Source organism: Carboxylicivirga litoralis, from assembly GCF_025499605.1.
GTDB lineage: Bacteria > Bacteroidota > Bacteroidia > Bacteroidales > Marinilabiliaceae > Carboxylicivirga > Carboxylicivirga litoralis.
This window is the reverse complement of record NZ_JAFMVC010000018.1, coordinates 1-14,442: the sequence shown is the minus strand read 5'-3', so window position 1 is coordinate 14,442 and position 14,442 is coordinate 1. Positions and strand designations below refer to the sequence as shown.

12 protein-coding genes, 1 tRNA gene and 1 pseudogene are annotated in these 14,442 nt (G+C 36.1%); 6 read left to right on the top strand and 8 right to left on the bottom strand.

What is annotated here, in order from left to right; all coding sequences use genetic code 11:
• Window positions 1–100: 100 nt before the first annotated feature.
• Window positions 101–739 carry a LysE family translocator gene (locus J1N10_RS15260; RefSeq protein ID WP_262327592.1) on the bottom strand — a complete coding sequence of 213 codons (639 nt, stop codon included), beginning with the start codon at window positions 737–739 and terminating at the stop codon, window positions 101–103.
• A 529-nt stretch (window positions 740–1,268) separates the two neighbouring features.
• On the opposite strand from J1N10_RS15260, the gene J1N10_RS15255 reads away from it, so the two are divergent.
• Window positions 1,269–3,518, top strand: a complete 2,250-nt coding sequence (locus J1N10_RS15255) for an inorganic phosphate transporter (protein WP_262327591.1) — start codon at window positions 1,269–1,271, stop codon at window positions 3,516–3,518.
• A gap of 169 nt (window positions 3,519–3,687) precedes the next feature.
• Complete coding sequence (locus J1N10_RS15250; RefSeq protein ID WP_262327590.1) at window positions 3,688–4,734, top strand: hypothetical protein; 1,047 nt, start codon at window positions 3,688–3,690, stop codon at window positions 4,732–4,734.
• A gap of 33 nt (window positions 4,735–4,767) precedes the next feature.
• Here J1N10_RS15250 and J1N10_RS15245 read toward each other — a convergent pair whose 3' ends face one another.
• On the bottom strand, window positions 4,768–5,697 hold the full coding sequence (locus J1N10_RS15245; RefSeq protein WP_262327589.1) for a bile acid:sodium symporter family protein: 930 nt from the start codon (window positions 5,695–5,697) through the stop codon (window positions 4,768–4,770).
• Window positions 5,698–5,862: 165 nt separating this feature from the next.
• Between J1N10_RS15245 and J1N10_RS15240 the strand changes: the two genes are divergently transcribed.
• The 4 genes from J1N10_RS15240 (at window position 5,863) to J1N10_RS15225 (ending at window position 9,217) form a co-directional block, all read left to right on the top strand.
• Window positions 5,863–6,567 carry an SAM-dependent methyltransferase gene (locus tag J1N10_RS15240; protein ID WP_262327588.1) on the top strand — a complete coding sequence of 235 codons (705 nt, stop codon included), beginning with the start codon at window positions 5,863–5,865 and terminating at the stop codon, window positions 6,565–6,567.
• 77 nt (window positions 6,568–6,644) lie between these two features.
• Window positions 6,645–7,304, top strand: a complete 660-nt coding sequence (locus J1N10_RS15235; RefSeq protein WP_316044939.1) for an FKBP-type peptidyl-prolyl cis-trans isomerase — start codon at window positions 6,645–6,647, stop codon at window positions 7,302–7,304.
• A 243-nt stretch (window positions 7,305–7,547) separates the two neighbouring features.
• Window positions 7,548–7,632, top strand: a tRNA-Ser gene (locus J1N10_RS15230).
• A gap of 508 nt (window positions 7,633–8,140) precedes the next feature.
• Complete coding sequence (locus J1N10_RS15225; RefSeq protein ID WP_262327587.1) at window positions 8,141–9,217, top strand: IS110 family RNA-guided transposase; 1,077 nt, start codon at window positions 8,141–8,143, stop codon at window positions 9,215–9,217.
• Window positions 9,218–9,267: 50 nt separating this feature from the next.
• Here J1N10_RS15225 and J1N10_RS15220 read toward each other — a convergent pair whose 3' ends face one another.
• The 6 genes and pseudogenes from J1N10_RS15220 to J1N10_RS15190 all read right to left on the bottom strand — a co-directional run bounded on the left by J1N10_RS15220 (window position 9,268) and on the right by J1N10_RS15190 (window position 14,306).
• Complete coding sequence (locus J1N10_RS15220; protein ID WP_262327586.1) at window positions 9,268–9,717, bottom strand: hypothetical protein; 450 nt, start codon at window positions 9,715–9,717, stop codon at window positions 9,268–9,270.
• 266 nt (window positions 9,718–9,983) lie between these two features.
• Window positions 9,984–10,487 (bottom strand): annotated as a pseudogene (locus J1N10_RS21440) (NADase-type glycan-binding domain-containing protein).
• A 330-nt stretch (window positions 10,488–10,817) separates the two neighbouring features.
• Window positions 10,818–11,420 (bottom strand): hypothetical protein, encoded by a 603-nt coding sequence (locus J1N10_RS15205; protein WP_262327583.1) that lies wholly within the window; start codon window positions 11,418–11,420, stop codon window positions 10,818–10,820.
• A gap of 217 nt (window positions 11,421–11,637) precedes the next feature.
• Window positions 11,638–12,306: a hypothetical protein gene (locus J1N10_RS15200; protein WP_262327582.1), complete on the bottom strand. Its 669-nt coding sequence runs from the start codon at window positions 12,304–12,306 to the stop codon at window positions 11,638–11,640.
• A 757-nt stretch (window positions 12,307–13,063) separates the two neighbouring features.
• Window positions 13,064–13,588, bottom strand: a complete 525-nt coding sequence (locus J1N10_RS15195; RefSeq protein WP_262327581.1) for a hypothetical protein — start codon at window positions 13,586–13,588, stop codon at window positions 13,064–13,066.
• Between the two features lie 292 nt (window positions 13,589–13,880).
• Complete coding sequence (locus J1N10_RS15190) at window positions 13,881–14,306, bottom strand: hypothetical protein (RefSeq protein WP_262327580.1); 426 nt, start codon at window positions 14,304–14,306, stop codon at window positions 13,881–13,883.
• Window positions 14,307–14,442: the final 136 nt, after the last annotated feature.

Sequence of the window (14,442 nt, the reverse complement as noted above, 5' to 3'; positions counted from 1 at the left end):
TACATTATCCAAAACAGAAGCATCGGAGGCATATGAACATGTATTCAAATACAGGATATAAACTATTGCCTAAATTCTAATGAGCAATTTAGCCAATGGCTTAAAAAATATACTCTTTGCTTATCCAGATAGTGAAAGCTAAAACGACCAGAACAATAATGGTACTTCCGGCTATTTTATTTATCCAGAACAAACGGCGTAAATTGATTTTGGAGCGAAACAGGTTAACTAAAGAACTTAATATTAACCACCAGGTTGCCGCACCTGTAAACACCCCTCCTATTAGCAACAAATTATCTATTCCTGTTTTTTCGGCTCCAACCACTCGAAAACTTGCAAAAAATGCCATAAACAGAAACACAGCTAAAGGATTAGCAATAGTTAAAGCAAATGTGGAGAAAAAGTCCTGCAAAAGACTACTACTTTTTTTCTTTTGCTTTCTCAACTGAATAGCCGGATTGGTTGTAAATATTTTTAATCCCAGTGCGATTAAAATCAAAGCGCCAAATATTTGGATCCATAATAACTGGGACTCAATAAAACCAACGATAAATGAAAGACTAAAACCGGCAATAATAGCATAAATAGTATCTGACAGAGCAGCCCCTAATCCGGATACAAAACCCGATAAATGTCCTTTATTAAGGGTTCTCTGAACCACCAAAACACCTATAGGACCTAAGGGTATAGAAGCTGAAATTCCAATAATAACTCCATCAATTATATTTCCAATACTCATCAAATGCCTTTTTGTAGCAGCTCTGCTGTACTTATCTTATCGTGCTATCACCAAAACAAGAACGTCAGCTTACCTTTTATATTTATCGCAAAAGTCAGGCAAAATTATAAAAACCTTTTTTAATACGACATTCATTGAATAGATATTAATGAAGAATTATAAATAATGTAATAACTCAATAATACTATTCTGTGGTATTTTATAAACTAATCTTCATAAGTTAAGCATTTTACCGTTCGATAAAAATCATAACTATTAGATAATTCTCACCCATGGGTTAAAAATGTTCGAGTCAATTGAGCATGAGAATTACCTGAAATGGTATTATATAAACAGCCCACTCTACCATTAGCAACTCATATACTGAACATTACATTTAAATACTAATCTCTTGGATTACTTTTAAGAATAATTTAACTTGGTAGGAATTAACACAAAGTTAACATTCGCTTAAAATTAAATCAATGCTATAGTTCGGTTGAGTAACTATGTTTGCCTCGCGAAAAAGAACAACAAATAACATTTTCTGATGGAAAACATTTATTTAATTCTGGTCATTGTTTTGTTTGCCTTGGCCATTTCAGATCTAATTGTAGGTGTGAGTAATGATGCTGTGAACTTTTTGAATTCAGCAATCGGAGCAAAAGCAGCGCCTTACAAGTATATTATGATCGTAGCCGCTCTGGGTATATTATTCGGAGCCACCTTTTCAAGCGGTATGATGGAAGTTGCCCGAAAAGGAATCTTTAACCCGCAGTATTTTGTCTTCTCCGAAATCATGATCATCTTTTTGGCGGTGATGATAACGGACGTCATTCTGCTGGATGTGTTTAACACCTTTGGTATGCCTACATCCACCACGGTGTCCATTGTGTTTGAAATCCTGGGTGCTGCCGTTGCTGTTGCACTTATTAAAGTATCTAACAATCCTGAAATTGCCTTGAGCGAGTATATCAATACCGCAAAAGCGTTAGCCATCATCTCAGGCATTCTGCTTTCGGTGGTGATTTCCTTTAGTGTTGGAGCTTTAGTTCAATATATCACACGTTTAATCTTTTCGTTTGATTACGATAAGCGTCTTAATTACTTCGGTGCCATATGGGGAGGTATTGCCATTACTGCAATTACCTATTTCATTTTGGTTAAAGGTGCCAAAGGTGCTTCATTTATGCACGCCGACACTAAGGAATGGATTAAAAGTAATGGTTTAACAATTATTGCAATCAGCATGGTTGGCTGGACAGTACTTTTACAAATCCTTAAGTTGATATTTAAAGTTGACATTCTTAAGATCATTGTATTAACAGGTACTTTTGCCTTGGCAATGGCATTTGCCGGTAACGACTTGGTTAACTTTATTGGTGTACCATTAGCTGGTTTCGAATCATTTAAAATATTTGCTGCCAGTGGCGATGCTGGCACCAGCATGGAAGCCCTGGCTGGGAAAGTGGCAACACCAACTTACATGCTGATTATTGCAGGTGCAGTTATGGTTGTAACATTATGGACATCGAAGAAAGCAAAGGCTGTAGTAAAAACATCATTAGACCTAAGTCGCCAGCAAGAAGGTGATGAGCGCTTTGGTTCATCCTATTTTGCTCGTTCATTGGTGCGAGTTTCAATCAATGCTTCAAATGCTGTTAGCTCGGTATTCCCTAAATCATTGAACAACGCCATTAACCGTCAGTTCGACTCATCGAACTACGAAGAACGAAGACGTAAGTTGGGTTCTGAAGCGCCGGTATTTGATATGCTTCGTGCCTCGGTTAACCTTGTTGTTGCCAGTATTCTTATCTCCATTGCAACTAACATGAAGTTACCTTTATCAACGACCTATGTAACATTTATGGTAGCTATGGGTAGTTCGTTGGCTGACCGTGCATGGGGACGCGAAAGTGCTGTTTATCGTATTACCGGTGTATTGTCTGTAATTGGCGGATGGTTCTTCACTGCTTTATCGGCATTTACAGTGGCCTTTGTAATGGCTCTTTTAATCGCTACAATTGGAATCTGGTTTGTGGCTGTTTTAGTGGCTATTGCAATTTATGTGGTATTCCGTACGCATATTATCCACAAGAAAAGCACTAAAGAAGAAACTGAGATTGAAGAGTTTGAAATTGAAGAAGTAAACGGTGAGATTCTAGCTGAAAAAGTTCTTGAGAAGTGTAAATACAGTGTTACAGATATTCTTAAGAAAGTATCTCAAATTTATGCTCAGGCTATTCATGACTTTGAAGCGGAAGACAGAAGAAGCCTAAAAGAAATTAATAAAGAGGTGAAATCGCTTAATAAAAAAGCGAAGAAGCTTAAAGGTAATGTATACCCAACTGTGAAAAAGCTTCAAGAGCAATCAATTGACTCTAGCTTGTATTACATTCAGGTAGTTGATTACTTGCGTGAAGTTGCACATTGCCTTGAATATGTAACTGAACCCGCATTTGAGCACATTGATAACAACCACAAAGTGTTCTCACCTGAACAGTTTGAAGAGTTAAACGGCGTTCGTGTGGATGTTCAGGATTTTATGGCTAAGGCAATCAGAATAATCACACAAGGCGATTATGGTTCGTTAGAAGAGTTAATCGAACAACAACAAACAGTTTTTGCTCAAATGCGTGATAATCGTAAGAAACAGTTGAAACGCATTAAGAATGAGAAGGCAGGAACAAAAGTAAGTTTACTATACCTGAATACCTTGCATGAGACGCAAAACTTAATGTTACACCTGGTGAACTTGGTTAAGGCGCAGCGTGATTTTGTTGACTACCAGTCGAAATAATAAATCAATCATTGACGATAAGATAAGAAAGAAGCCATGGTGCTTCTTTCTTATTTTTTTATATTAGCTTTCCATAAATCTCATTGTAAACCACTCGTATTCAAAATTGTATTATCAAAAGACTGCTTCAGATATACTTTTTAAAATGAATACAAATAAATGGTTCATCATGACTAAAAAGCTTTATGTGTTAGCTATACTATTGGTCTGCATTTGCACAATTAATGCTCAAGAGCCGGAGACATTTACGCCTCATGGCAAAATAGAAGGCCGTATCTACACCGATTTTAGTGCTGATATAGTTGGTGATGGTCATAACAAAGCATTTGAATTAAAGCGTGCTTATTTTGGCTATCAATATCAAATTACACCAGTTTGGCGTACTCATTTACGTGTTGATGTTGGAGGCAGTGAATTTATTTTTGATGGTATCGTTGATGGTGCTGTTTTCGATGGAGCCGAATCGCAATATGTCTTTTTTAAAACCGCTGCCTTATTCTATGAAAAAGGCTCTTGGTTTGGCGCCTTTGGTTTGCACGACACCTACCAGTTTAAAGAACAGGAAACCCTTTGGGGTAAGCGCTATATTTTACCATCAATGTTGGATAAGCAGAAATTTGATTTTAGTGCAGACATTGGAGCATCCATGCAATACCGTACCGCTAATCTCAATATAGACTTTGGTATTTTCAACGGCGAAGGGTACAAACAGTTACAGACCGATGATGCTTTTCGCGGCAGTTTAGGTATTACCAAACGGTGGTTGAGCCATCGGTTAATAACCAGAATTTATGGCGATTATTCAGCAGCTGCAACACACCTATATTCAGTCACCGGTTTTATAGGAGTTGACCTAGATAAATTTACCTTTGGAGCCGAATATACCTATCAGAATAATTATGCTTATTATGATGGACACAACCGAGAAGCCTATTCTTTGTTTACTCAATATAACATAAGACCTCGCTTAGGTCTGTGGGCACGCGTGGATGGCATGCATTCTTTGTTTGATTTGGGTGAGAAATTTGAAGGCGACCACCAGGACCACATGGATACGTGGCTTGCGAAAGATGGTGAAGATTTCTATGTTGGCCTGGAGTATGTAATGGTACCACGAAGGATCAACACCTCAATAAACTATCAGCATCATCGTACTAATGAAGTTAATCCTTACAATTCGGGAAAAATATACTTTAACCTGGAAGTCAGCTTTTAATACCCAAAAATTAGCTACAATACTACTTTTTGATTAGTTATCCCGACGTTTTTTTTCTTTGTGCTCCATCCTGAATGATAAAAACAATAAATACAGTAACACAAAGATGGCTAAGCCTGCTGTTGGAATGGCCGCTTTTTGCCCAAATAAGGTAATAGCCGTCACCACTGCAAAACCCGAACTTTTGACCGTGAGTAACAAATTCTCAGACATAGCCTTAACTTTATTTCTTCTGAGCAGACTGCAAAGCTTTTCGTAGGCTAATCCAAGCACAAAATGCGTTAAAAACAAGACAAATCCTATTTTGAGCAACATTGCCGGCTCACTAAAAAACACTTTACGGTTAAGACCTACTGCAATAAAAATAAGCAAAGCAAAACCCCAGTCAACCACCTTACCCCTCACCTTATCAACTACTTTAAAAGGCATTGGCATTAACAAAACTCGTGATATCAATAACGGAATGACGATGGTTTTAACCATCAACATAAACAAGTCGAAAGACTGTATACCATTGTTACCGGTAATCCATCCTACTGCAAAAGGTGTAATAAAAACGGTGCATAAAAACGCACCAAGCACACCTTTAATCGAATATTCAACATCTCCTTTAAGTATGTATGAAAAAGGAATTATTGCCACTCCCGGAGGTGTAGTAGCAATCACTACAAAACCATAGAACAATTCTTTATCATCGATGATTAAATAAGCCAAACCAATCATTACAATGGCATATACAATATAATTCAAAAGAATACCCGTCATCATAGGTTTTAACAATGACTTCGGTGGATAAAAACTAGAAGACCGAATATTGGTCATTGAGAAAGTCATCACGATTGCCAGAACATAGATGGTGTAAGCTTTAATATGCCCGGCAAAATCACCAAACACCAGTCCCACAACAACCGCTAAAACTAAAACGAAGTTACGATTACGAACTAAATTGAGTATATATTGCATTGTAAAATTCTATAAGCATTAATTTCATTGGAACAGCGCAAACTTACAAATTTTATTTAGAATTATTCTACATTAAAAACGCGATATATTCCATTTGCATTCCAGTGAAGCAAATATGTACTTTTGCACTTAATCATTTTTTAATAGTATACAAATAGCACACATATGAAAGGTCAATTATATCTTATCCCCAATACGCTGGGCGAAAGTCCAATTGAACGTAACCTCCCTGCCGAAACGATTGAGACAATCCGCTCTATCAAACATTTTGTTGTAGAGAATATACGTTCAGCACGTCGTTTTCTAAAAAAAGTGGACAAAGACATTGAAATTGATGAACTTACCTTTTATGTATTGGATAAACACACCAATCCCAATGACATTCCGGGATTTTTAAAACCTTGCTACGATGGTAATAACCTGGGACTATTGTCGGAAGCTGGTTGCCCAGGTGTGGCCGACCCTGGTGCCGATGTGGTTAAACTGGCTCATGAAAAAAAGGTACAGGTCATACCATTAGTTGGCCCCTCTTCTATCCTACTATCTGTGATGGCATCGGGATTGAACGGGCAAAGCTTTGCGTTTAATGGCTATATTCCTCTAAAAAAAGGTGAAGTAGGCAAACATATTAAACACCTGGAAGAACGCTCTATCAGAGAAAAACAAACACAGTTATTTATTGAAGCTCCTTATCGTAACCTGAAGGTTCTGCAAGAGATATTATCAGCCTGTCGGCCTCAAACACGATTGTGCATAGCCTGCGATATAACATTGGAAACAGAATTTATCCAAACCAAAACCATTGCACAGTGGAAAAGTAATATACCCGAAATTAATAAACGACCTGCTATCTTTTTAATTTTAGGATAAAAACCTTTTACCACTATATATCCAACTATTTAAATACCTTTAGGCGATTACAACTTCAAAAAATAGGAAACAATCAAATGAAAAAAATTATTCAGAAAATGGCCGGCACAGGCCTTGCATTGATAGCTCTAGTAATAGCTCAATCATGTTCAACACCAAGCGGACCAGCTAAGATGACAAACAAGGCTGATAGTTTAAGTTACAGTTACGGTGTAATGATGGCACGTGAACTTAAAAATGAAAAAGGTTTAAACCCTGAGTTAATTGCTGCTGGCATTAAAGAAGCTTTAAACGAAACTGCTCAAGTAACGCTTGAAGAAGCTAGTCAGTCCATTGCCATGGGTAAAGCACAAATTGGTATCGATTTTTTAGCTGAAAATGCGAAAAAAGAAGGTGTTATGATGACAGAAAGTGGCCTTCAACACAAAATACTAGAAGAAGGAACTGGCACCTCTCCTGCTGCTACAGACGTGGTTACAGTTCATTATAAAGGTTCATTAATTAATGGTGAAGTATTTGACAGCTCCGAAGGTGGTGAACCTATTTCTTTCCCATTAAACAGAGTTATTCCAGGATGGACAGAAGGTTTGCAGTTAATGAAAGAAGGTGGAAGATCGATTTTTTACATTCCCTATGAATTAGCTTATGGCGAGCGAGGTGCCGGTCAGGTAATTCCTCCATACGCTGCTTTGATATTTGAAGTGGAGTTATTAAAAGTGGAGAATTCAAAGAACTAATTTCCCTATTATACTTCTGAACAGGTAGCATCAACAATGCTACCCTTTTTATTGAAAAAAAATTTAAGAGCTATACAACTAGCATCTAAAAACTTACAAACCTCCTTTAAAAATACACTATTTTTTTAGTACTTTTTTGTTTTGCAGTTTAAAAATAAACCCTACTTTTGCAACCGTTATCAAAAGAGATAGACACTGAAACACTAGTGACCACAAGGGTTTCAGACAAAATATTAAAATATTGGAGAGATGGCAGAGTGGTCGAATGCGGCGGTCTTGAAAACCGTTGTACCGCGAGGTACCGGGGGTTCGAATCCCTCTCTCTCCGCAGTTTAGCTTGCTTAGCAAGCAATTATGAAATTTACACTTAATTCCACACGCATCACCTAATAAGGTGGTGCGTTTTTTTTATTTCTAAACTCTATCTGCAAAACTTGGGATTAGAGGATCAGAACCTAGGTTTTCTGAGACTATTTACCTACAATGTTTGTATAGCGTACCTAATGTTGCCAACAGCCTGTCGCATGAAGCGTATGGAGATTTATCCATGCTAACTTTCCAAATAGATCAGAGCCAAAACGTTGAATTTGATTTTATCTTTTCGTTTCAAAAGCCAAATCAACCTTTACTTTACATTTTGGATAAAAGACCTCATTTTGATTCAAAGAGAATAGAGGTGAACTATCAAATCTGATAAGTATTCGGCTTATAAATCGTTTTAGTCCTCTACTCTCCCTGAATCTGGTTGAATCGCTTCAAATAGAATGATAGACATAAAGGTCTAATAAAGGTTTTTAAGAGGTTCAACACATTGTTTTAATCCTAAATCAAATGTAATGAAAAATTATTCGCTATTTATTGGTATTGATATATCTAAAAGCACTTTAGATATCATTGGCTTAAATCCCCAGTCTCAAATCACATTACAGCATTTAGTCATTGCTAATACTCGTTTGGCGGTCAAACAGTTTCTGAAGAAATCAGCGATTGATAAATCTTCCACACTGGTTGTTTTTGAAAATACTGGCATATATGGTCATAACCTCTCTCAGGTACTTAGCCAGGCTGATGTTGATTTTGCCGAAGTTTCTGCCCTAGAAATACACCGATCACTTGGTATAAACAGAGGTAAATCAGATAAGAAAGATGCCTTTTCCATCGCCAAATATGCTATTTCACATCTGTTTGAATTGGAACTATCTCATTTAGCAGACTACGATATAAACAAGCTTAAGTTGCTTTATTGCCAAAGTGAAAAGATAGTAAAGGCAATTGGGCAGTTTAAGTCCATAAAAGAGTCAGAATTGTTTTTGTCAAAGGATATGACAAGGGAACTTGCCCGATCCAATGATAAGCTAGTTAGAGGGCTTAAAAAAGCCCTAAAAGAAGTTGAGTCATTAATATCTAAATTAATAAAGTCCAACCTAGACCTTGATAACAATTATAACCTGGCTAAAACAGTTCCTGGTATTGGTGTTCAGCTAGCAACATATCTTATTATTGTGACACATAACTTTACCCGTTTTTCGAATAGCAGAAAACTAGCCTGCTTTGGCGGTGTAGCTCCTTTCCCTTATCAATCTGGATCTAGCATTCATGGTAGAACAAAAGTGAGTCACCTGGCAGACAAAAAGCTTAAAACACTATTGAATATGGGGGCGCTGTCAGTAATGAAATGCGACTACCAAATGAGGGAATATTATGACCGTAAAGTAGCCGAGGGTAAAAACAAAATGCTGGTACTAAATAACCTTAGAAATAAAATGTTATCTCATGTTTTTGCCGTTAAAATAGACAACAACCATACATTAACACACACAAATTTGCTGTTTAAAATATATCAAAACAGCTTGTCTTTTATCATAGAATACGATTTGGCGTTGGTTGCCGAAGTCACAAAGACTCCAAAGTGAGCCGGACTCCATATGCTTTATTGCGGTTTGTTAGCGCCAGTTTTTTTATTCTAGACAAATATTGCAAACCATATAGCGAACAATATTATTGTCGGAACTCCGATTCCAAGAATTCTAGCAACTCTTGAAATTTTAAAAGTCTTAATAACTGAAGGGCTGTTTATGTATGCTAACAGTCCGCCAATTAAGATGAGTATTCCTAATTGTTCTGTAAATGTTGTCAATATTATAGTCCATAAGAGATATGTCAGCACTATTGTAATTACCAGCCAACCAATTTTTTTTATTTTCCAAAGTCCTATTACACCGATTGGAACTAATATTATTGGGAGCAAAAATTCAATAACACTAAAATCCCAATTTTTAAAGTCTGCAAACATTAGAAAGACATAGTCCCAGTCGAATGATATGTAAGCAAAGTATGCTATTAGTATTCCTACACTAATAACCTTAATGACAATATTTTGCTTTTTTGAATTGTAATCAATATTCTCAGACATTTCCCTAGTTTTCTGTTTGTTATTTGGTTGACAATATATTTAGCAGCTTGCTTGAATTTCAAATTGGCGCTAACGGTTGTTGCATGGCGTCGTAAGGGGATTTAACCTCACAAACTTTCTTAATTGCGCTAAGCCAAAACGCATATTTGTTTTACATTTCTTTTTTAAAGCCAAATCTGCGATTTGGCGCTGATTGCCGAAGTCACAAACTATCCAAAGCACGCCTCGCCCCTTTTGCTTTATGACGGCTTGTTGGTGGCTGGGCTTTAATTTCCTGCTCCTTCGACCATAAATTCAGATAACGCAACGTCTTTGTATTTTGTCCCTGCATAAACATCTAATATTTCAAAGGTCAATTTATCACCCTGTTTAATTTCAAATGGAGCATCTAAAAACTTATTGTCTCTTTTATATTTGAAAAACTTTCCAATATCAAAACTTTGAAAATGCCAAGTGTCAATCAACTCTACAATGCATACAGGCTTATCATTGTAATAAACTTATAAGTTTCGTATCCTGGAATTCTGTTGCCAAACCTCTAATGATTTACAGTATCTATTAAATACATTTACAATTCCATAAAACTGATATGCACCACCATATTCAGTACTTTCTGGGAAATTGAATGTAAAACCAAATTTTTCTCCTACACCATAATCAGTTTTTCCTTCAATCCAAGATGTAGTTAGGTCATAATCCATAACATTGCTAATGGAATAGTCAATATTTCCTTGTGGTTTTAATTCTGACGATGAAAATGCATTTCCCATTGGCATTGTCCAAATACACCAAAATTCATTTGTCCGATACCCATTAATACTACTTTCATAGTAATCACTGCTTTTGTCAATTTGCCTTGACTTAATATGTTCTAAATCCTGAGAAACAACATTCAGATTTATAAAGCATAAAACTATAAATATCCCTTTTTTCAGCATGTGAGTATTTTTTTGCCTTGCCACCAACGGTTGGCCGCATGGCGCTGTAGCAGATTTGCGTTGAGATTGTCGGTCCGAGAGGACGAGACTATCGAAGCGGGAATTTGCCCTCCAAAACTGAGCCGAGCCCTGCTATGCGCTATTGCGGCGTGTTAGGCTTTGTTATTTATTCAATTTTTTACTTTTCATATATTCCAAGAATGGTTGAGGATTATTTCCTCGATAATTAAAGGAACCAATTAAACCATCAAATGCTGGTAAATATTTATTATAATCTTCTTCAGTCATAGCAGCGAATGAGAAAATTATAAAGGAATCTTCCGTTTCAGAATACATTACTTCTTCTTTAAATCTGTCTGTTAGGTTTGAAAATGAATATAAAACGCCACTTTTTAGTCCTCCTGTAACATCAATTGGGATTTCTTCAAATGTACAATTAGGATATTTATTTTTAAATTTCTCTAGGTCACCTTTTATAAACTCTTCTAAGTTTTCTTGATTACTTTCTTTGTCAATGCCATGTGCATAGCAATAGTTCACTTTTGATTTTCCGATTTCCGATTTAGGGTAGAAAAAACAAACAAGTCCAATTTTTTCAGCTGATTTTTTGTCATTTATCCATTCAGCCGGTGTTTCTAATGTGAATATATGCTTGTCTCCATAAACAACGTTAACCTCTGGTTTTGATTCTGTTTGAGAAAAGGTCTTAGTACAAATAAGTCCCAAACATATAATTAAAAATGTCTTTGTAAATATCGTTTTCATTTTGTCGGATTTGGTTTAATAAAGCCTAACGGTTCGGCCATATGAAGCGTATGGAAAATTAACTTTACAAACTTTCCAAATTGAACAAAGCCAAAGCGGTGTATTTGTTTTTAACTTTTTATTTCAAAGCCAAATCAGCGATTTGGCGGTGGTTGCCGAAGCCACAAAACTTTCAAAAAGAGTCGGACTCCATATGCTTTATTGCGGTTTGTTAGGCTTAGTTTTTATTTATTTTACATGTTCCAATATATGAATTGTAAGGATTTCCTTCAATTTTTACCTTTCCAACAACAATACTATCTAAGACCATTATTTTTCTTAAATCGATTACTGGTAATTTTCCGCGATAAGGACCTTCTTTAAGTTTGGAATATGAATAAATAGCGCACTTACAATCGCAAATCATATGTTTCTGAGGTTCACCAAATAATTCAATTAATTGATTCTTGTTAAGCAACATTAACTGGTCTTTACTTTTTCCACCTAATTCAAAATCGGCAAAAACTTTTATGACCTCACCTTTATTATTCACAGTGATATTTGAATATTTTAAACTGTCATTTCCTCCGTGTAATCTTAACCCATCTGAACCTTCAATAAAAAAGACATCTTCTGGAGAATTGGTATATAATAGCTGTTCGATAAAATCAATTGTATCTACTTTAAAGGGTTTTCCAATGATATCAATTACATAGTCAACATCATCACCTGGTTGGATTTTATTGAAATTATTTTCGTTATACATTTCGGTAAAAACCGTATTGTATTTTGGGTCAGGATTTAATGCTTTGTCAACTTCGATAAGTAAATAAATAATTAGTCCACTTGCAACAAGCAGAAATATAGCCAAACCAATAAGAATTTTATTTCTTAGTTTTTTATTCATTTTCTATCGTGTTTTGAATGATAGACCTGATTAGATTAGGAATGTCAAATTAAGCCTAACGTACAAATGCATGATGCTGTGGCCACTTATGGTTTTGTCGGTCATCCACATTTGTGGCCATGCATTATGCATTTGCACGTTAGGCGTAGTGTTTATTTGTATTTAATCGTCAACTGCAAAAAGCAAGTTGTCCGCTGAATAACGGTGTATTTAGAACGACATTCCTTCAATTGTACACGTTTGTAAATCCATTTTTTCAGTCCTTTTAAGTATTCCCATTGATTTATCATCCTGAGGATATGCAGCGATGGAATACTGCAGAAAAATGAAACTATATTATATGTTGACCTGGTCCGATGTTATAAACCCGTGAAGTATAAGAAATTCAAGGGCTTAATAACTTGACTTTGTCTTGTATTTCTGATAACTTCTCTCACCAAAGTCGATGAAACGTCGCTTGCATTTGAAAAGGCTGCTTTTCACGGAATCTCCGTCTCGACTTTGAAGTCAATGAAATTATTTCCTTGTTTATGCCATCGGGCCGGTCTCCCTTATTTACCTGTTTCATTTTTCTGAAATCCGACTGAAAATTGTCGTCATGTTGTTCCATATTACGCTCTAACGGTTTGGCCATATGAAGTGGCCCGATTTGCGTGTGGTATATTCGCTTTCTTGTTTATGCCATTGCCCGCGCGGGAGCCAAACTCCCAAATCTCGCCAAGGCCAGGGCTACTTTATGATGGCTTGTTGTGTACAGTTATTTATTCAAATTATCGAACGTTAAAACTACTTTTGGATTCTGGGCATCCATGAACATTTTGCTTCTACCATACAGACATATTTTCCCAATTTTATCGAACACATTGTGCTCACCATTACCATTTATAAGAACTTCGTCTGTACATATTCCATCAAGATGGTTTTCATCTATGTAGCTCCAATATTTTTCGATTTCGTCTTTAAAAACAATAGTAAAAGCAGGCTGTGAATACTCAATTAAATAGTTTCCATCATCCATTTCTCTAGGATTAAAGTCAGGGTGAAAATTATAAATCTTATCTAAAGTCTGAAGAGCAGAAGAAATAATATCAGTAACCCTTTCTGAAAATATGATTATTGTTCCAAACTCAAAAACAGCAAGCTGCAACTTTTCACCTGTGTAGTATTTAGATTTCTCTAAAATGAGATTTAAGTTAATTGGTAGATTGGGTTTCCATTTAGGTTTTGGTGGAAAATCAACTACTTTCTTTTTCTTGTTAAATATTTTATCAAATAGTCCCATTCGTTTGGGTTTGTTTTAATTCTGACTAACGTAAGAATAACAAGTTAACATTCAGCGCACTACAAATGCACTACTATTACACAACCTAGTTATGCCATACCTATACGTTAGCTTCAGAAATCAATGGCTTTGGAATAGGGGGAATTGTACACAACGGTTCGGCCATATGAAGTGGCACTGGTGCGTGTGGTATATTCGCTTTCTTGATTTCGCTCAAGCTGGCGCGGGAGCGGAACTACCAAAATTCACCAAAGCCAGGGCTACTTTATGATGGCTTGTTGCCTGCAGTAGTTTATTTTTCAGGTTTCGCAATCATAATAGAGTGCCCTAAAAAATATCCCAAAACTTTTTCTGCTCCAATCTCAAGAAATATGGGATTAAAGGCTTCATGTTCAGGAACAATTTTATTCAATGTATTTTTCGCAATATCTAGTTGCCAAATACAAGCGACAGCACCTGTATTGTCAAAGTAGAACTTAGTTTCGTCATTATTCCATACACCCGAACCAAACGACCAAGAACCATCATATTGTTGAGATATAAGAGTTTCGGAAGAAATTGGAACTAACAAATCACCAGCAAAATCATCCTCGACAATTTTCATTTTGTGTAATATTAAGTTTACATCCTTAAATTCAACTCTTAGCTTACCTGAATGCGATGGAAACAAGGTTTGATAAGGTCTTCTACCAGCACTAGCATGCCCTTGGATTTTCATAGAAGAAACGTTAATTAATTCGTCGTTTTTTAGGTCATATTGCTAAGTACATGACAAAAGTTTATAACATTTATCTAAATCGCTGTTATTTATTGGATTGATTAACGCATTTGCGATTCTAATCAGTCCGTATTTA